This is a genomic window from Stenotrophomonas indicatrix, from assembly GCF_050573115.1.
Taxonomy (GTDB): domain Bacteria; phylum Pseudomonadota; class Gammaproteobacteria; order Xanthomonadales; family Xanthomonadaceae; genus Stenotrophomonas; species Stenotrophomonas lactitubi_A.
In genome coordinates this window covers 500,494-519,575 of the sequence record NZ_JBNYZT010000002.1, presented here as the reverse complement: position 1 = coordinate 519,575, position 19,082 = coordinate 500,494, and the positions used below count along the sequence as shown (strand labels likewise).

General features: G+C 66.7%; 14 protein-coding genes. 7 read left to right on the top strand and 7 right to left on the bottom strand.

The annotated features are described in order from the left end of the window. The first annotated feature begins 51 nt into the window (after positions 1 to 51). The 4 genes from ACQ5SA_RS08310 (at position 52) to ACQ5SA_RS08295 (ending at position 5,939) form a co-directional block, all read left to right on the top strand. Positions 52 to 2,250, top strand: coding sequence for a TonB-dependent receptor (locus ACQ5SA_RS08310; RefSeq protein WP_499313952.1), 2,199 nt, complete (start codon positions 52 to 54; stop codon positions 2,248 to 2,250). Positions 2,251 to 2,525: 275 nt separating this feature from the next. Continuing rightward, positions 2,526 to 3,092 carry a TetR/AcrR family transcriptional regulator gene (locus ACQ5SA_RS08305; protein WP_025879336.1) on the top strand — a complete coding sequence of 189 codons (567 nt, stop codon included), beginning with the start codon at positions 2,526 to 2,528 and terminating at the stop codon, positions 3,090 to 3,092. Next, the gene (locus tag ACQ5SA_RS08300) at positions 3,092 to 4,765 is read left to right on the top strand and encodes an MFS transporter (protein WP_499313951.1); all 1,674 of its coding nucleotides are present in this window, start codon (positions 3,092 to 3,094) and stop codon (positions 4,763 to 4,765) included. The genes ACQ5SA_RS08305 and ACQ5SA_RS08300 overlap by 1 nt, the downstream gene beginning before the upstream one ends. 10 nt (positions 4,766 to 4,775) lie before the next feature. Next, positions 4,776 to 5,939 carry an HlyD family secretion protein gene (locus ACQ5SA_RS08295; RefSeq protein WP_499313950.1) on the top strand — a complete coding sequence of 388 codons (1,164 nt, stop codon included), beginning with the start codon at positions 4,776 to 4,778 and terminating at the stop codon, positions 5,937 to 5,939. Positions 5,940 to 6,036: 97 nt separating this feature from the next. On the opposite strand, the gene ACQ5SA_RS08290 is transcribed toward ACQ5SA_RS08295, so the two are convergent. From ACQ5SA_RS08290 to creB, 7 genes are all read right to left on the bottom strand, one after another. Beyond that, positions 6,037 to 6,522, bottom strand: a complete 486-nt coding sequence (locus tag ACQ5SA_RS08290) for a Fur family transcriptional regulator (protein ID WP_025879333.1) — start codon at positions 6,520 to 6,522, stop codon at positions 6,037 to 6,039. Between the two features lie 34 nt (positions 6,523 to 6,556). Further along, positions 6,557 to 7,960, bottom strand: a complete 1,404-nt coding sequence (gltX, locus tag ACQ5SA_RS08285; protein ID WP_165376655.1) for a glutamate--tRNA ligase — start codon at positions 7,958 to 7,960, stop codon at positions 6,557 to 6,559. A 154-nt stretch (positions 7,961 to 8,114) separates the two neighbouring features. After that, positions 8,115 to 9,713, bottom strand: a complete 1,599-nt coding sequence (locus ACQ5SA_RS08280) for a M28 family metallopeptidase (RefSeq protein WP_353098507.1) — start codon at positions 9,711 to 9,713, stop codon at positions 8,115 to 8,117. Between the two features lie 168 nt (positions 9,714 to 9,881). Beyond that, the gene (locus ACQ5SA_RS08275) at positions 9,882 to 10,292 is read right to left on the bottom strand and encodes a hypothetical protein (RefSeq protein WP_499313949.1); all 411 of its coding nucleotides are present in this window, start codon (positions 10,290 to 10,292) and stop codon (positions 9,882 to 9,884) included. A 10-nt stretch (positions 10,293 to 10,302) separates the two neighbouring features. Then, on the bottom strand, positions 10,303 to 11,616 hold the full coding sequence (creD, locus tag ACQ5SA_RS08270; RefSeq protein WP_499313948.1) for a cell envelope integrity protein CreD: 1,314 nt from the start codon (positions 11,614 to 11,616) through the stop codon (positions 10,303 to 10,305). An 81-nt stretch (positions 11,617 to 11,697) separates the two neighbouring features. Beyond that, complete coding sequence (gene creC, locus ACQ5SA_RS08265; protein WP_499313947.1) at positions 11,698 to 13,158, bottom strand: two-component system sensor histidine kinase CreC; 1,461 nt, start codon at positions 13,156 to 13,158, stop codon at positions 11,698 to 11,700. 3 nt (positions 13,159 to 13,161) lie between these two features. Continuing rightward, positions 13,162 to 13,887: a two-component system response regulator CreB gene (gene creB / locus ACQ5SA_RS08260; protein WP_499313946.1), complete on the bottom strand. Its 726-nt coding sequence runs from the start codon at positions 13,885 to 13,887 to the stop codon at positions 13,162 to 13,164. A 35-nt stretch (positions 13,888 to 13,922) separates the two neighbouring features. Between creB and ACQ5SA_RS08255 the strand changes: the two genes are divergently transcribed. From ACQ5SA_RS08255 to mfd, 3 genes are all read left to right on the top strand, one after another. Then, a complete protein-coding gene (locus ACQ5SA_RS08255; RefSeq protein WP_230110578.1) occupies positions 13,923 to 14,780 on the top strand; it encodes a 23S rRNA (adenine(2030)-N(6))-methyltransferase RlmJ in 858 nt (285 codons plus the stop codon). Positions 14,781 to 14,875: 95 nt separating this feature from the next. Beyond that, a complete protein-coding gene (locus ACQ5SA_RS08250; protein WP_025879325.1) occupies positions 14,876 to 15,421 on the top strand; it encodes a GNAT family N-acetyltransferase in 546 nt (181 codons plus the stop codon). A gap of 168 nt (positions 15,422 to 15,589) precedes the next feature. Beyond that, the gene (gene mfd / locus ACQ5SA_RS08245; protein WP_499313945.1) at positions 15,590 to 19,054 is read left to right on the top strand and encodes a transcription-repair coupling factor; all 3,465 of its coding nucleotides are present in this window, start codon (positions 15,590 to 15,592) and stop codon (positions 19,052 to 19,054) included. Positions 19,055 to 19,082: the final 28 nt, after the last annotated feature.

The following is a 19,082-nucleotide window of genomic DNA, read 5'->3' as shown; positions in this document are numbered from 1 at the left end:
CGACGGGATTCGTGCGCCACCCGATTGATACATTGTAACAAAGGACCGCCCATGCCCTCCCACCACCCTCGTTTCAAGCCGCATTCCCTGGCCCTGGCGCTCGCTGCGCTGATGCCGTCCGTCGCTTTTGCGGCCTCCGACGATGATTCGCATCGTGACCGCCACCTGACCGAACTGTCCTCGGTGCAGGTCACCGCGTCGCCGCTGCAGGGTGATGCCGAATCGCTGGCACGCCCGGTTGAAGTGCTGGCCGGTGAGCGCCTGGATGAGCAGAAGGCCGGCACACTCGGCGACACCGTGGCCAAGCTGCCCGGCGTGCAGAGCACCTTCTTCGGCCCCGGTGTCGGCCGCCCGATCATCCGTGGCCAGGAAGGCCCGCGCGTGGCCGTGCTGTCCAACGGCATGGGCAACATGGACGCCTCCACCGTCAGCGCCGACCACGCCACCAGCATCGAGCCGTTCCTGGCCGACCAGATCGAAGTACTGAAGGGCCCCGCGACGCTGCTGTTCGGCAGCGGCGCGATCGGCGGCGCGGTGAACGTGGTCGATGGCCGCATCGCGCGCGAACTGCCGGATCGTCCGCTCAGCGGCCGCGCCGAACTGCGCGGCAACTCAGTGAACGACGAGCGCAGCGGCATGTTCCGCCTTGACGGTGTGAGCGGCAACGTCGTGCTGCACGTGGATGGCCTGGTGCGCAATGGCGACGATTTCCGCATTCCCGGTTACGCGGTGATCGACGGCCTGGAAGACCACCACGATGACCACGACCACGCGGGCGAGGAAGGCGAAGAGCCGCGTCGCGGCCGCCTGGACAACAGCTCCATCCGCACCCGCGCCGGCGGCGTCGGCGCCACCTGGTTGGGCGAAGGCGGCTACTTCGGCGTCTCGGCCAGCACCTACCGCACCAACTACGGCATTCCCAACGGCGCCCATGTGCATGCCGACGGCGATGACCACGACCATGGTCACGACCACGACCACGGCGAGGAGGAGGAAGGTGAAGAGCATGACGTGCGCATCGACATGGTGCAGAACCGCTTCGAGACCAAGGCTGGTATCTACAACCCGGTGTCGTTCCTGAAGAACATCAACGCGCGCGTGGCATACACCGACTACGAACACGTGGAGCTGGAAGCCGGCACGCCGTCCACCCGCTTCACCAACCGCGGCATCGAAGGCCGCCTGGAAGCAGTGCAGCAGCAGATCGGCGGCTGGGACGGCGCCTTCGGCCTGCAGGTCGGCAACAGCGATTTCGGCGCAAAGGGTGAAGAAGCCTTCGTGCCGGATACCGGCACCAAGAACATCGGCGTGTTCGTCCTCCAGGAAAAGCAGTTCGGCCCGTTCAAGCTGGAACTGGGCGGTCGCCACGACCAGGTCAAGCTGGACCCGACCGGCGACTACCAGCGCCGCAAATTCGATGCGACCAACCTGTCGGCCGCCGGCATCTGGAAGCTCAACGATGCAGTCGACCTGCGCATCGGCGTGGACAGCTCCGAGCGCGCGCCGACCAATGAAGAGCTTTACGCTGCCGGTGCCCACATCGCCACCCGTTCTCTGGAAATCGGTGATGCCAACCTGAAGACCGAGCGTGGTCAGCGCATCGAACTGGGTATCCACACCCACAGCGAGCGCCTGGACTTCTCTGCCGCGATCTACCAGACGAAGTTCAAGGACTTCATCTACCTGGCCGATACCGGCGTGACCGAGAGCCTGCCGGTGCGTGCCTGGACGCAGCAGGACGCGGTGTTCAAGGGCGCCGAGGCCGAAGCGCTGGTGCACCTGTTCGAAGGCGCTGCCGGCGATTGGGATCTGCGCGTGTTCGGCGATTACGTGCAGGCCAAGCTGGACGGCAGTGGCAGCCGCAATCTCGATATCGCGGTGCCGCACGGTGACCACAACCACAACTACAGCGTGGAGCTGGCCAACACCGGCTACCTGCCGCGCATCGCACCAGCCCGTGTCGGCGCCGACCTGCGCTGGGCGAAGGACGGCTGGCGCGCCTCGGTGGGCGCGGTGCGGTACAGCCGGCAGAAGGACGTGGCGCAGAACGAAGAAGCCAGCAACGGCTACACCCTGGTCGACGCGCACCTGGCCTACCGCTGGGACCGCAATGACAGCAACAGCTACGAGGTGTTCCTGGACGGTAACAATCTGACCAACCGCGAAGTGCGTCCGCACACCTCGCTGTTGAAGGACTACTCGCCGCTGCCGGGTCGTGGCGTCGCATTCGGCATCCGCGCGTTCTTCTGATGGGGCATCCACGCATGGCGTGGATCTACTGGTAGGTGCATCCACGCATGGCGTGGATCTACTGGTAGGTGCATCCACGCATGGCGTGGATCTACTGACTTTGACGGCAGCGTGCTGTCGTTCTCTCCCGGGGGGCCAGGTTGGCCCCCCGTTTTTTTTTGCCCCTCGACCGACCCTCACGCAGACGTCACAAAGATGTGCGTACGACAACAAGCGGACAATCCCGTCGCCATTCGTCTCTCGCCATCCGGACATGTTTGTCCGAAAATGAAGCCATGACCACCCAACGTGCCGATGCTGCTGCCCGCCGAGCCCTCATCCTCGATGCCGCCGACCATGTGTTCGGCCAACATGGCGTTACCGCGCCGCTGGACCTGGTGGTCGAGCGTGCCGAAGTCGGCCGCGCCACCCTGTACCGGAACTTCCCCGACCGTACCGCGCTGATCCAAGCGCTGCTGCAGCGCACGGTCGACCGCATCCGCCGCCAGGTCGAGCAGCTTGGCGACCGCGACGACGCCCTGTTCGAGGTGTTCGAAGGCATGGCCCAGCGCATCGTCGATTCGCCTGCACTGGCCGACTACTGGCGCGCGGTCGATTCGGATGTTCCGGCCATGCGCACCGCACGCGAGACCGTACGCGACCTGCTGGAAGCGCCCATCGCCCGTGCCAAGGCCGCTGGCCTGTGCCGGCCCGATCTGGAGAAGACGGATATTTCACTGATCTCGGGCATGCTGGGTGCGGCCCTGCGCGGCAAGACCCGCGATGAGCGCGCCCAGCTGGCCGGGCGTGCCCTGCAGCTGCTGCGCGGGGGACTCCAGGGAGCAGCCAGCGGGGAACGCTGATGGTGCAGCCGTACCTCAAGCCGGTTCCGGATTGGGAGGAGCACGAGAAGCCGACCATGCCCGGTTCGGCGTCGATGCCGTGGCACCCGCCCTATCGGCGTGCAGCCTATGCACTGGTGTCGCTGCTGGTGGCCATCACCGGCGGCCTTGGCAACGCGCTGGTAACGGCCAACCTGCCCTTCCTGCAGGGGCAACTGTCACTCACGCCCACCCAGGGCAGCTGGCTGGTCGCCGCCTACGCCATGGTGAACGTGACCGCCAACCTGCTGGCCTTCAAGTTCCGCCAGCAGTACGGCATCCGCCTGTTCGCCGAGATCGGCTTGGGCCTGTACGCGGCGCTGGCGGTGCTGCACCTGTTCGTCGGCAGTTTCGAGACCACCATGCTGACCCGCGCCGCCAGCGGTTTCGCCGGTGCGGCATGTTCGACGCTGGGTACGCTGTACATGCTGCAGGCCCTGCCGCGGCGTTTCACCGGCAACCTGCTGGTGGTCGGCGTTGGCCTGTCGCAGCTGGCGGTGCCGATTGCCTGGATCGTCTCGCCCGGCCTGGTCGATACCGGCCAATGGCACCAGCTGTACTCATTCGAAGCGGGGCTGGCGCTGTGCGCGTTTGCCGCCGTGGTGGTGCTGAAGCTGCCGCCAGGCATCCAGGTCAAGGCGTTCGAACCGCTGGACTTCCTCACCTTCGCCCTGCTCGCGCCCGCCGTCGCCCTGCTGGTGATCGTGCTCGCGCAGGGCTACACGCGCTGGTGGTTGAACACGCCGTGGCTGGGCTGGGCGCTGATCGCTTCCATTGCGCTTACCACCACCGCGCTGATCATCGAACACTACCGGCGCAATCCGCTGCTGCAGATCCGTTGGCTGTCGACGCTGCCGGTGATGCACTTCATCGTCGGTGCCTTCCTGATCCGCTTCCTGACCACCGAACAGTCCTACGGCGTGGTCAACCTGATGCGCACCCTGGGCATGGGGCCGGACCAGATGCGGCCGCTGTTCGTGGTGATCCTCGCCGGCGTGGTGACCGGCATCGCCGGCGCGGCGATCACCTTCGGCCCGAAGCGTTTGATCGGCCAACTGCTGATGGCGATCCTGCTGCTGGGCGCCGCCGCGTTCTTCGACCAGCATCGCACCAGCATGGATCGACCACACGACTTCTACGTCAGCCAGTTCCTGGCCTCGGTGGGCGCCGGCATGTTCATGGGCCCGCTGATCATGCTGGGCATTTCCGCCGCGCTGAAACAGGGTGTGGACCACATGATCACCTTCCTGGTGACCTTGTCGATCACGCAGACGCTGGGCGGACTGGCTGGCTCGGCCGTGCTGGGAACGTTCCAGCTGCATCGCGAACAGCTGTATTCCAGTGCCTTGACCAGCCAGCTCGATCCCGCCGACCCGGTAGTGGCACAACGCCTGCGCATCCAGCAGCAGCTGTACGCGGCGCAGATCACCGACCCGGTGCTGCGCAGCGCACAGGGCAGCGCGCAGCTGGCGCAGACCACCCGCCGCGAAGCCAACGTGCGTGGCTTCAATGATGTGTTCACCCTGAGCGGCTGGCTGGCGATCGGTTTCCTGTGCTGGTTGCTGCTGCTGTCGCTGCGTACCGCCGTGCGCAAACAATGGCGCAAGCGCCATCCTTCCTCCCCCGCTGCGGCTGCGACCGCGGCACCGCGCTGAGTCCACCCCCATGCCTCCCGTCCCGCCCCGTCCAGACGACACCGACGCTGCCGAGAACGTCACCCCGCCACCGCCCACCGATGCGGCACCCGCAGCGACACCTGCCGCGCCCGCCGCCGCGCCGAAGTACCTCAAGCCAAGTTCGCGCAGCGTGGTGGTGATGGTGGTGGTGGCGTTGCTGGGCATCGCGCTGATCCTGCGCGCGTGGCATCTGTGGCCCTTCACCAGCAGCGTGATGGTGACCGACAACGCGTACGTGCGTGGTCAGATCACGGTGATGGCGCCGCAGGTCAACGGTTACGTCACCGAGGTACTGGTGAAGGATTTCCAGCACGTGAAGCAGGGCGAGCCGTTGTTGCGCATCGACGACCGCATCTATGCGCAGCGGGTGGCACAGGCCCAGGCGACGCTGGACAGCGCGCGCGCGGCCCTGGCCAATTCGGACCAGTCGCAGGCGCAGAACCGCGCCCAGATCGCTTCAGCGCAGGCCTCGTTGTCGGCCGGACAGGCTGAGCTGCAGCGCTCGCGCAATGAAGCCAAGCGCTACGAGGAACTGGCAGCGCAGCAGCTGGTGTCGATCAACGACCGCGACAAGTTCCGCACCAGCCAGGCCTCGGCGCAGGCCAGCGTGCAGCAGTCGCAGGCGCAGATCCGCATCGCCGAGGAGACCCTGGTCTCCACCCAGGTCTCGCGCAAGAGCCTGGAGGCGCAGGTGGAAAGTGCGCAGGCGCAGCTTGAGCTGGCGCGCATCGACCTGGCCAACACGGTGATCCATGCACCGCGCGATGGCCAGATCAGCGAAGCCAGCGTGCGCGTGGGCCAGTATGTGGCGGCCGGTTCGCAGCTGCTGTTCCTGGTGCCCGATGCATTGTGGGTGGTGGCAAATTACAAGGAAGGCCAGACCTGGCAGATGGCGATCGGGCAGCCCGCCTCGTTCTCAGTGGATGCGTTCCAGGGCCAGGTGCTGCGCGGGCGGGTCGAGCAGATCGCGCCGGCCACCGGATCAGAGTTCAGCGTGCTGCGACCGGACAATGCCAGCGGCAATTTCACCAAGGTGGTGCAGCGGTTACCGGTACGGATCTCGATCAACGGGGAGCAGGAACTGGCGGCGCGATTGCGGCCGGGCATGTCGGTGATCGTGCGGGTGGATACTGCGACGAAGCCGATGGACTAGGCACTGGCCCGGTAGAGCCGAGTCATGCTCGGCTGCATTGTTGTGAAACGGGGTCAGATCCCGAGGATGCCGGCCAGCGGCCGGCACTACCCTTCCGTCAGCCGGCGCAGCGGGCGCAGAGCCCGTGCACTTCCAGCGTCTGTGCCTGCGGCTGGAAGCCGAGCTCCTTGGCCCGCTTCTCCAGCTGGGTGACGATCTCGCGGTCTTCCAGTTCCACCGCGCTATGGCAGCTGTTGCAGATCAGGAACGGCACCGAATGGGCCGCACTGCTGGGATGGTGGCAGGCCACGAAGGCATTGACCGATTCCAGCTTGTGCACGAAGCCATTGGCCATCAGGAAATCCAGCGCGCGATACACGGTGGGCGGGGCGTCGGCGCCCACACCCTTGCCGTTGCGCACCCACTCCAGCAGCTCGTAGGCCTTGACCGGCTTGCCAGCCTCGGCGATCAGCTTGAGCACGTTGGCGCGGATCGGGGTCAGGCGCAGCCCGCGCTCACGCGAGACACGCTCGACCACCGCCACGAAATCCGAAGCGTCGTGGACATGGTGGTGCGGGGCCGTACAGGCGGTTTTGGCGGACATGCGCGTTCTCCAGTTCGGGCGTGGGCCGGTGGGCTCAGGCCGTTGCTACCTTGGTGATGGCCACATCGATGCGTTTCAAGGCCTGCTCGCGGCCGGCCAGGTACACGGTATGGGAAATGTCAGGACTGACCTGGGTGCCGGTGATGGCCACGCGCAGCGGCTGGGCGACCTTGCCCATGCCCATTTCCAGGGCGGCGGCAGCGTCGTGCAGGGCCACGCCAACAGCCTCGGCGGTCCACTCCGGCAGGGCTGCCAGCAGCTCGCGGGCCTTGCCCAGCGGCAGTTCCGCACCGGCCTTGAAGTGCTTGGCTACGGCCGCTTCATCGTACTCGTTCAGCGGCTGGTACCAGACCACGGCCTTCTCGGCCATTTCCTTCAGGGTCTGCACGCGCTCGCGCAGGGCGATCACCACGTCCACCGGCGCCGGGCCAGCGGCCACGTCCAGGCCCAGCTTCTGCAGCTGGTAGACCAGGTGCGGCGCGATCGCGGCCGGTTCCTCGGTCTTCAGGAAGTGCTGGTTGACCCAGCCCAGCTTGGCCATGTCCAGGCGCGAGGCCTTGGAATTGCAGTCCTTCACGTCGAACAGGTCGATCAGTTCCTGGCGGCTGAACAGTTCCTGGTCGCCATGCGACCAGCCCAGCCGGGCCAGGTAGCTCAGCAGCGCGTCGGGCAGGTAACCGGCGTCCTTGTACTGCATCACGTCGGCCGCGCCGGTGCGCTTGGACAGCTTGGCGCCCTGCTCGTCCAGGATCATCGGCATGTGGCCGAACTTCGGCACCGGCGCGCCGATACCTTCGTACAGGTTGATCTGGCGCGGGGTGTTGTTGATGTGGTCATCGCCACGGATGACCTCGGAGATCTTCATGTCCCAGTCGTCCACCACCACCGCGAAGTTGTAGGTGGGGTAGCCGTCCGGACGGAAGATGACCATGTCATCCAGCTCGCTGTTGGCGATTTCGATGCGACCCTTGATCAGGTCATCGAACACCACCGTGCCTTCAAGCGGATTCTTGAAACGGATGACGCGGTTCGGGTCGTCCCTGTATGGCAGGCCCTGCTCGCGCGCGGCGCCGTTGTAGCGCGGCTTTTCCTGCTTGGCCATCGCGGCCTCGCGCATGGCATCCAGCTCTTCACGGGTTTCATAGGCGTAGTACGCCTTGCCATCGGCGATCAGCTGCTCGGCCACTTCCTTGTACCGGGCAACGCGCTCGGTCTGGTAGAACGGGCCTTCGTCGTAGTCCAGGCCCAGCCACTCCATCGCCTCCAGGATGGCGTCGATCGCGCCCTGGGTGCTGCGTTCCCGATCGGTGTCCTCGATGCGCAGCACGAACTCGCCGCCACGATGGCGGGCCTCCAGCCAGCAGTACAGCGCGGTGCGGGCGCCACCGATATGCAGGTAGCCGGTGGGACTGGGGGCGAAACGGGTGCGGCAGGTCATGGAGGGCTCGAGGAACGGGTATCCCCCGATTTTACCAGCCCTCCGCCCCCTGCGGAAAAAGGGGACGGAGGGGATCAAGTCGCTATTCCCCGCTCCTGCGGGGGACGCTCGGGCAACGGAGGGGAAATACGACCTGATCCCCTCCGTCCCCTTTTCAGGGTTGCGGCTCGGGCTTGCGCGGGAACGACTGCTCGCGCATGGCGGCGTGGTAGGCGAAAGAGGCGACGATGGCGGCGGCCTGCTTCAGGTCTTCCGGTTCCGCGTGATCCCAGGTGTCCAGGTGGCTGTGGTGGACGTTGCTGAAATAGTCCAGCTTGTCCTGGATGAACTGGAAGCCCGGCAGGCCGATCCGGTCGAAGCTGATGTGGTCGGTGCTGCCGGTGTTGCGGGTGGCCACGGTGGTCGCGCCCACGTCATGGAACGGGGCGAGCCAGGCTTCGAAGATCGGCATGGCCGCCAGGTTTTCCTGTGCATAGATGCCACGGAAGCGGCCCGAGCCGTTGTCCATGTTGAAGTAGACCTGGAACTTGCCGTAGTCACGGGTCTTCTGAAGGGCACCGGTCGGCTCGCGCAGCGAGGCAGGCAGCGCCTTCTGCGCCGGGTCGGTGGGCTCGGGGAATCGACCGAAGTGCTTGGCCACGTACGCCTGCGAACCGATCAGCCCCTGTTCCTCGCCACTCCACAGCGCAACCCGGATGGTGCGCTTGGGCTTGGCGCCGCTGGCCTTGAGGATGCGCATGGCCTCCATCATCACCGCCACGCCGGCCGCGTTGTCGGCTGCCCCGGTGCCGCTGTGCCAGGAATCCAGGTGCGCGCCGATCATCACCACTTCGTCGGGCTTGCTGCTGCCGCGGATCTCGGCCAGCGTGTTGTAGCCGGGCTGGTCCGCTTCATCGGTGAAGCGTGCCGCCACATCCACGCGCAGGCGCACGCTCTGCTTGGCTTCCAGCGCACGCACGAGTGGATTGAAGTGCTCGGCGATCATCGCCAGTTCGGGAATGCCGATCGATTCGCCGGCTTTGCGAGAGCCGCCACCGGCCACGCGGATGATGCCGTTGTCCCAGCTGCTGATGCTGATCGAGGCCAGCGCGCCTTCTTCGACGAAGAACGCGTTGACCTTCGCCGCCAGCGCCTGCTTCTCCTGGTATTCCTTGACCCGCTTGGCGCGGTCGGCCGCCACGTCCTTGTCCTTGGGCAGGGTGAACTCCTGCAAGCCCTCCAGTGAGGTGGCGTCGTGCCGGTGCGAATCGGCGTCGGTGCCACGCTTGTACTCACGCGCCTCGCCCAGCAGCAGGATCTTGCCGCGCAGCTTGCCGCGATATTTCTCGATGTCCTCAGGTTTCTTGATGTCCACCTGCAGCAACTCGCCCTCGACCGGGCCCTTGGTGCCCGGCGTCCACGCCTTGGGCAGGGCATGCAGCGGCTGCACGCGATCGCCCAGCATCTCCACGCTGGCCGAGGTGAACTCCCAGCCACGACCGAATTCGTCGAAGGCTTCGTCGTGGACATTGTCCAGCTTCCATTCGCTGAACTTGCCACGGGTCCACGCATTGGCGCGCCCCATCGCCGGCGAATTGGTCAGGCGCGGCCCGATGCGTTCGGTGAGGTAGCTGAAGGTGTCCATCACCTGCGATTTGTGGAACGCCTGCTGGCGGATCTTGCCGACCATGTCCAGGTCCACCGGCTCGCGCTGCTGCGCCACCGCATTGCCACCCATCGCCAGCGCTACGGCCAGCACGCCCCACTTCAGCACATCGCACCCCTGCCCTTCGGCTCGATCATCAACCGGTCGAGTCTAGCCAGCTGTGGCGCCTGGCCCCCGTCCCATCGGTCATGGGCATCTGGTAGATCCACGCCATGCGTGGATGGGGCTTCCCACCGAAGAGCGGCGCGGACCAAGGTCCGCACCCACCAGAGGCTGTCACCCCTTCCACCCCAGCCACAGCTGCGCGCGCTCCGGCAACAGCAGCAGCCAATGCCGCTGGTCGATGCTGCTGCAGCTGAACACGGCAGCATGTTCCGGCCAGTCCGCAGGCAACCCGTCAATGCCGATCTCCGACAACGCTGCCGCGCCGGCCTTCCATGGCCGGTAACGGGGCACCTTGCCCGCGAGCGCACCGCGTCCATGCCGCGCCTCCCGCAACCAGTCCAGCCCACGCCGCTGCAATCCCTCGCAGGTGATGGCGGCCAACTGGAAGCAGACCAGGCCGGGCGCGATCCGTGCCCCCGGCAACGCCGCCAACACCCCATGGGCCTGCAGCAGCGCATCTACTTCCAGCAGGGCAGGAATGCCCTGTCGTGCCCGTTGCTGCAATCCTTGGCGCCAACCCATGGTGTGCTCCTTACTTCTGCTCGGCCAGGGCGTACCAGTCGACCCGACGGGTCACCCACATCGCCAGCGCAAGGATCACGAACAGCAGCAGCGACCCCATCAGCAGCGCATTGTTTTCCGACACCAGCAGCCCATACAGCGCGCCGTACAGCACGGTCAGCATCGCGGCGAAGCCCAGGCCCCGCTTCCAGTGACCCAGCACGTTGGCCAGGTACACCGCCTGCAGGCTGATACAGGCCAGCGCCGAGACCAGGTAGGCCTGCCAGAAGGCGATGTGCTCGGACAGGCTGATCAGCAGCAGGAAGAAGATCGCCAGCGCCAGGCCAACCATCAGGTACTGCAGCGGGTGGATGCGCAGCGACTTGATCAGTTCGAACAGGATGAAACCAACGAACGTCAGCACCACGAACAGCACGCCGTACTTGGAAGCGCGGTCGGCCTGGGTATAGGTATCGACCGGGTCCACCAGCGAGACCTGCACCGCCTGCGCGTCCAGGTCATCGCCCTCGTGCAGTCGCTGCTGCGCGTCCGAGGCCAGCGAGGAGACGGCCCAGCGTGCATCGAAGCCCTGCGCATCCACACGCCGCTCGTTCGGCAGGAACGCACCGGCAAACGACGGGTGCGGCCAGCTGGAGCGCAGCGCGATCTGGTTGTCATCGCCCACCGGCACCACCGACAGGGAGCGGCTGCCGTCGAGCTGCAGCTCCAGTTCCACGCTGCTGGCCGCCAGGGTGCCTCCGGTGCGGGCGATGCCGGCGATCGGTGCATGCAGCCCACGGCCCAGTGCGGATGCACCGGCCACGCCCGGCAGCAGCTTGACCTGCTGTCCATCAACCCGCAGGTTCGGCGTACCGACCAGGCCGCGCGCATCGGACACACCCAGCGCGATGTAGGCCTCGCCATAGGTCGTGCCGTCGTGCTCCGGGTAGTCGTCCTCGCTGAAGGTCGCCTTGAGCTGGCCATTCCAGCTGTACACCGGCACCTTGAACAGACCCACCGAACGCTGGCTTGGCAGCAGCTCGCCACTGACCTTCAGGGTGGTCGGCGGCTGCAACCAGTAGCCCTGAGTGGTCTGCAGCTCGGTCTTCTTGTTGCCCTGCGCATCGACCACTTCCACCTGCTCGCGCTTGGACCAGGGCACCACGCGCACCGGCCCGACCACGCGCTGGGTACCGGCACGGCTTTCGGCCACCCGCGAATAGGCCTCTTCGCGATAGGCGCTGCGCTCGGTGATGACGCCGCGGATCAGGAACAGCGGGATCAGCAGCAGCAGGATCAGGCCGCCGACAATGGCGAACCGCAGCAGCATCTTCAGGGATTTCATCGTCCGTCCTCGTTGGAGAGGACTGCAGGATGGATTGCTGCGGTGAGCAGGGTTTGTGGCGAATTTGAAGCGAGTGTGAAGTCAGCGCCGTGGGCGCTGGCCCGGTATCGCCAGCGGCAGCCACAGGCTGGCCACGGTGCCGCCTTCTTCGCGCGGCTGCAGGTTGGCGCGGCCGTCATGCAGGCGCGCGACTTCCTGCACGAAGGGCAGGCCGAGGCCGGAACTGCGGCGACCGGTGCCGGGTCGGGCCAGCGAATAGAAGCGTTCGAACACGCGCTCGCGTGCGTAATCGGGAATGCCCGCGCCACGGTCGGCAACCTGCAGGCGTACGCCCTGCCCGTCCACCTGCGCATCCAGCTGCACTTGTGCGCCGGGCGGCGAGAACGCAATGGCATTGTCGATCAGGTTGTGCAGCGCTTGTCGCAGCAGATAGCCATCGCCCTGCACGCGCAGATCGGGCACCTGGTCGATATGCAGTTCGACACCTGCGGCCTGCGCGCGCACCTGCGCCGCCGCTGCGGCTTCCTGCAGCAGCACGGGCAAGGCGATCGGATCACGGGTCTGCAACCAGCCGTGCTGCTCGACCTCGGCCAGTGCCAGCAGCTTGTCGATGGTTTCGGTCAGCCGTTCCTGCTGGTCGACGATGCTGCGTGCGAAATGCGCGCGGTCGGCGTCAGCCATCGGCTCCTGCAGCAGTTCGGCGGCACCGCGGATCGCCGCAAGCGGGCTTTTCATCTCGTGGGTCAGCGATTGCACGTACTGCTCGACGTACGCTTTGCCTTCCAGCTTGCGTCGCATCGTCTCCAGTGCCTGGCCAAGCTCGCCGATCTCATCGTTGCGGCGCTTCGGCGGAGGCACCGGCTCACCGGCGCTGACCGCCCGCGCATAGCGGCTGAGCTGGCCCAGGCCGTTGGTCAGCCACATCGTCACCAGCACGCCCACCAGTGCCGACAGGCCGATCAGCCACGCACCCCGTTCGATGATGGCGCGCTGGCTGGCGGCAATGAACGGATCGATGCTGCGGTTGGGCTGGGCTAAGCTGAGCACGCCGATCAGGGTGTTGCCATCGACCGGGTCGTACACCGGCGCGGCCACGTGCATCACCGTATTGCTGTCATCGCCCGGCGTTTCCGGGCTGGAGCGCGCGCCGTACTCGCCGCGCAGGGTGCGATAGACATCGTTCCAGCGCGAATTGTCGCGACCCACATCGCGGCCCAGCGAATCGTAGATCACGATGCCCTTGGCGTCGGTGATCGTCACCCGGTAGTCCAGCGCACGCTTGGGGAAGCGCCAGACCATCGCCTTCAGGTCGCGCTGCCGGGCCTTGGCCAGGTTGCGGGTGAAGCTGCCGTTGCGGATGGTGCCGGCCTTGACGTCGGCGGCGGCCATCTCGGCCAGCACGTTGGCCGCATCCACCAGGGTCGATTCCATCGCCTGGCGCACGCCCGGCTTCACTTCGTTGACGAACACGCGCATCACGAAGAACGCGGCGATGCCCACGATCAGGAAGAAGCCCAGGAACAGTTTCAGGACCAGACGCACGCGTCAGACCTCCAGGGCGTAGCCAAGGCCGCGGTGGGTGCGGATCGGTTCACCGCTGGCACCGGCCGCCCGCAGCTTGGCGCGCAGCGTCTTGACGTGGGTGTCTACGGTGCGGTCGGCGCTGTCGGCGGCGCTGTCCCAGCCGCGGTCCATCAGCTGTGCACGGCTGAGGATCGCGCCGGGGCGCTGCAACAGCGCTTCCAGCAACGCATATTCATAGCGGGTGAGGTCCAGCGGGTGGTCCTGGTAGCGGATACGGCGGCCTTCGCGGTCGATGGCGAAGGCACCATGCTCCTGCCAGCCGGTTTCGGCGACCGGGGCCGCCAGCGCAGGCGTGGCACGCCGCAGCCGGGCACGTACCCGCGCCACCAGCTCGCGCGGCGAGAACGGCTTGGCCATGTAGTCGTCTGCCCCCAGCTCCAGGCCCAGCACGCGGTCGAGTTCGTCGTTGCGTGCGGTCAGGAAGATCACCGGCACCTGCGCCATCGGCCCCGGCAGGGCCCGCAGCCGGCGGCAGACCTCGAAACCACTGAGGTCCGGCAGGCCCACATCCAGCACCACCAGGTCGATATCGCCGGCCTGCAGCTGCTGCAGGGCCAGCCCGCCCAGCAGGCAATGGCTGGCGGCATAGCCCTCGCTGCGCAGCGCATAGAGCACGGTTTCGGCGATGGCCGCTTCGTCTTCGACCACCAGGACGTGGGTAACAGGCGCTGTCATGGCGCGCAGCATAGCCGCTGCGGCCCTTGCCCCGTACACTGCCGCCCATGAACTATCGCCACGCCTTCCACGCCGGCAACCACGCCGATGTCCTCAAGCACATCGTGCAGCTGGCCCTGATCGACAGCTTCAAGCGCAAGGACAGCCCGTTCTTCGTGCTCGACACCCACGGCGGTGCCGGCCGCTATCTGCTGGCCAGCGAAGAAAGCCGCAAGACCCTTGAGGCCGAATCCGGGGTCATGCGGCTGATGGCCCAGCCCAAGCTGCCCGAGGTGGTCGAGCGCTACCTCAAGGCAGTGCAGGCCGACAATCCGGTCGGTGCGATGATCTCCTACCCAGGCTCGCCGCTGCTCAGCGCGCAGGCCATGCGCCCGCAGGACCGCATGGCGGTGTGCGAGCTGCAGGAGGACGAAGCCGCTTCGCTTAAGACCCTGTTCGCCCATGACAGCCGCGTCGGCGTGCACCCCGGCGACGGCTACGCACTGCTGCGCTCGCTGGTGCCGCCCAAGGCCAACGGCGCCAAGATCGGCCGCGGTCTGGTCCTGATCGACCCGCCCTACGAGGCCCAGGACGCCGAATACCAGGCGGTCCTCGCTGCACTGGCCGAGACCCTGGCACGCTGGCCGCAGGCTACCTGTGCGGTCTGGTTCCCGATCAAGCAGCGCCGCACCATCCTGCATTTCCTGCGCAAGGCCGCCGCACTGCCGGTGAAGTCGGCCGTGACCATCGAGTTCCTGGTGCGCCCAGACGACTCGCCGCTGCGCCTCAATGGCAGTGGCATGCTGGTGCTCAATGCGCCCTGGCAGTTCGACCGCGTGGTCGGCCCGGCTCTGCCGGCGCTACGCCAATATCTGGGTGAACCCGGTGCCAGCACCCGCCTGGATTGGCTGAAGACGGCCGAATAAGGCCCTTCACGAGGCTGTACGACCGTGAGCCTTTCGTTCACGGAATACAGCCCCGGTGATGACACAATCGATGGACCACCAAGGAATCACCCGGTATGGCCACTCGCAACCGCATGCCGCCCTGGCATGAGATCTTCAAGGCTCCCAGCGGCCACGAGCTGCTGATCCGCCCCATCCGCCCGGAAGATGGCGCGCCATTGCAGGCCGCCTTCAGCCTGTTCGGGCCGGAAGAAATCCGCGACCGCTTCCTGCAGTCGGTGACCGAGCTGTCGCCGGAGACCACCCAGCGCCTGACCCACCCCAACCCGAAGACCGAGATCACCCTGGTCGCCGCCGAGTCGCTGCCGGCCGGTGAGGCTGTGGTCGGCGCGGTGGCCCGTGCCTCGATCATCCCCGGTACCCGCGAAGCCGAATACGCGATCCTGATCAGCCGGTTCCTGATCGGCCAGGGCCTGGGCCGCCAGCTGATGCGCAAGCTGGTGAAATGGGGCCGCGGCAAGTACCTGGACCGCCTGTATGGCGATGTTGCCGCCGAGAACGAGCCGATGAAACAGCTGGCCGCCTCGCTGGGCTTCAAGCCGGTACCGCACCCGAACGGCGCCGAAGGCCTGGTGCGGATGGTGCTGGAACTGGACAACTGACGGTAGCGCCGGGCCCTGCCCGGCACGCGTTCGGTAGTGCCGGCCGCTGGCCGGCACGCATTCCGGTAGTGCCGGCCGCTGGCCGGCTCCACCGATACCCCGCAGCAGCATAAGCTGCCGGCACTCCCCATCGGGCTTCGATCGGGCTTCTGCTAAAATCAGCGGTCAATGTCGCGTACTCCATTCCCCGCCCCGCCGTTGCCACGTGCCGGCCAGCTCCGCGCCTGGTGGCGCGCCCCCACCTCGCCCACTGCCCTGGCCTGGTATCTGGCCCAGGCCGCGCGCACGCATGACGCCCCGGTACTGGTGGTGGCCCGTGACAACCACGGTGCCAACCAGCTCGAAGCGGATCTGCATACCCTGCTGGGAGGCGACCCGAGCCTGCCGGTGGTGGCGTTCCCGGACTGGGAAACGCTGCCCTACGACCGCTTCAGCCCGCACCCGGACATCATTTCGCAGCGCCTGTCGGCCCTGCATCGCCTGCCCACGCTGAAGCGTGGCCTGGTGGTGGTGCCGGTGCAGACTCTGCTGCAGCAGCTGGCTCCCCGCAGCTACGTCATCGGCGGCAGCTTCAATCTTGAAGTCGGCCAGCGCCTGGACCTGGAAGCGGAGAAGCGTCGCCTCGAAAGCGCCGGTTACCGCAACGTGCCGCAGGTGATGGACCCGGGTGACTTCGCCGTGCGCGGCGGCCTGCTCGACGTCTACCCGATGGGTGCCGACGAGCCGCTGCGGGTGGAGCTGCTGGACGAGGACATCGATTCGATCCGCGCGTTCGATCCGGAAAGCCAGCGCTCGCTGGACAAGGTCGAGGCGGTGCACATGCTGCCCGGCCGCGAAGTGCCGATGGACGACGCCAGCATCGCCCGGGTGCTGGCCACCCTGCGCGAGCGCTTCGATGTCGATACCCGGCGTAGCTCGCTGTATCAGGATCTGAAATCGGGCCTGGCCCCGGCCGGCATCGAGTACTACCTGCCGCTGTTCTTCGAGCGCACTGCCACCCTGTTCGACTATCTGCCTGCCGGCAGCCTGCCGGTGGTCTGCGTCGGCGCCGGTGAAGCGGCAGAGACCTTCTGGACGCAGACCGGTGAGCGCTACGAGCAACGCCGCCATGATGTTGAACGGCCGCTGCTGCCACCGTCGGCGCTGTACCTGTCGCCGGACCTGCTGCGCGAGCGGCTGAACGACGCACCGCGCATCGAGGTATGGGCTGCCGATCACGCGCGCATCGCCGAGGCGCATGCGCTGGGCGACCAGCCGTTGCCGCCGCTGCCGGTGGCCGCGCGCGAAGCACCAGCCGGTGACGCACTGAAATCCTTCCTCGGCCATTACCCCGGCCGTGTACTGATTGCCGCCGATTCGCCCGGCCGCCGTGAGGCCCTGCTGGAAGTGCTGCAGGCGGCCGAGCTGAAGCCGCCGGTGGTGGCCGACCTGCTGTCCTTCCTCGCCAGCGACGAGCGCTTCGCCATTGCCGTGGCGCCGCTGGAAGACGGCTTCGCATTGGATGCGCCGCACATCGCGGTGCTGACCGAACGCCAGCTGTTCCCCGAGCGCGCCGGCAGCACGCGCCGTACGCGCCGTGCCGGACGTGAGCCGGAAGCGATCATCCGCGATCTCGGCGAGCTGACCGAAGGCGCGCCGATCGTGCACGAGGACCATGGCGTCGGTCGCTATCGCGGACTGATCGCGATGGACGTCGGCGGCATGCCCGGCGAATTCCTGGAAATCGAATACGCCAAGGGCGACCGGCTGTATGTGCCGGTCGCGCAGCTGCACCTGATCAGCCGCTATTCCGGCGCCTCGGCCGAAACCGCGCCGTTGCATTCGCTGGGCGGCGAGCAGTGGAGCAAGGCCAAGCGCAAGGCCGCCGAGAAGGTGCGCGATGTGGCCGCCGAACTGCTGGAGATCCAAGCCCGCCGCCAAGCGCGTGCCGGACTGGCACTGCAGGTGGACCGCGCGATGTACGAGCCGTTCGCCGCAGGTTTCCCGTTCGAGGAAACCCCGGACCAGCTGGCCGCCATCGACGCCACCCTGCGTGACCTTGCCAGCAGCCAGCCGATGGACCGCGTGGTCTGTGGCGATGTGGGCTTCGGCAAGACCGAAGTTGCCGTGCGTGCCGCATTCGCCGCCGCCAGCGCTGGCAAGCAGGTGGCGGTGCTGGTGCCGACCACGCTGCTGGCCGAACAGCATTACCGCAATTTCCGCGACCGCTTCGCCGACTATCCGATGAAGGTCGAGGTGCTGTCGCGCTTCAAGAGCACCAAGGAGATCAAGGCCGAGCTGGAGAAGGTCGCCGCCGGCACCATCGACGTCATCGTCGGCACCCATCGCCTGCTGCAGCCGGACGTGAAGTTCAAGGACCTGGGCATGGTCGTCGTCGACGAGGAGCAGCGCTTCGGCGTGCGCCAGAAGGAGGCGCTGAAGGCACTGCGCGCCAACGTGCACTTGCTGACCCTGACCGCCACGCCGATTCCGCGTACGTTGAACATGGCCATGGCCGGCCTGCGCGATCTGTCGATCATCGCCACCCCGCCGCCGAACCGGTTGGCGGTGCAGACCTTCATCACCCAGTGGGACAACGCGCTGCTGCGCGAAGCCTTCCAGCGCGAGCTGGCACGCGGTGGCCAGCTGTATTTCCTGCACAACGATGTAGAAAGCATCGGCCGCATGCAGCGTGAGCTGTCCGAACTGGTGCCCGAAGCGCGCATCGGCATCGCCCATGGGCAGATGCCCGAGCGCGAGCTGGAAAAGGTGATGCTGGACTTCCAGAAGCAGCGCTTCAACGTGCTGCTGTCGACCACGATCATCGAATCGGGCATCGACATTCCCAACGCCAACACCATCATCATCAACCGTGCCGACCGCTTCGGCCTGGCCCAGCTGCATCAGCTGCGTGGCCGCGTCGGTCGTTCGCACCACCGCGCCTATGCCTACCTGGTCGTACCGGACCGTCGCTCGATCACGCCGGATGCGGAAAAGCGCCTGGAAGCAATCGCATCGATGGACGAACTGGGCGCCGGCTTCACCCTGGCCACGCATGATCTGGAAATCCGCGGTGCCGGTGAACTGCTCGGCGAGGACCAGAGCGGGCAGATGGCCGAGGTGGGCTTCAGCCTGTACACCGAGCTGCTGGAACGCGCCGTGCGCAGCATCAAGCAGGGCCATCTGCCCGACATCGATGCGGGCGAAGAAGCGCGTGGCGCCGAGGTCGAGCTGCACGTGCCGGCGCTGATTCCAGACGACTACCTGCCGGACGTGCATACCCGCCTGACGCTGTACAAGCGCATTTCCAGCGCGCGCGACAGCGATGCGCTGCGCGAGCTGCAGGTGGAGATGATCGACCGCTTCGGCCTGCTGCCGGATGCGGCCAAGAACCTGTTCGCCATCGCCGAGCTGAAGCTGCAGGCCAGCACGCTGGGCATCCGCAAGCTGGACCTGGGCGAGAACGGTGGTCGCATCGTGTTCGAATCCAAGCCGAACATCGACCCGATGGCGGTGATCCAGCTGATCCAGAAACAGCCGAACCTCTATGCGATGGACGGTCCGGACAAGCTGCGCGTCAAGCATCCGCTGCCGCTGCCGGAAGACCGCTTCAATGCGGCGCGCGCGCTGCTGCTGACCCTGGCCCTGCGTTGATCGATATACAGGGTGCCGGTCCGCCGCG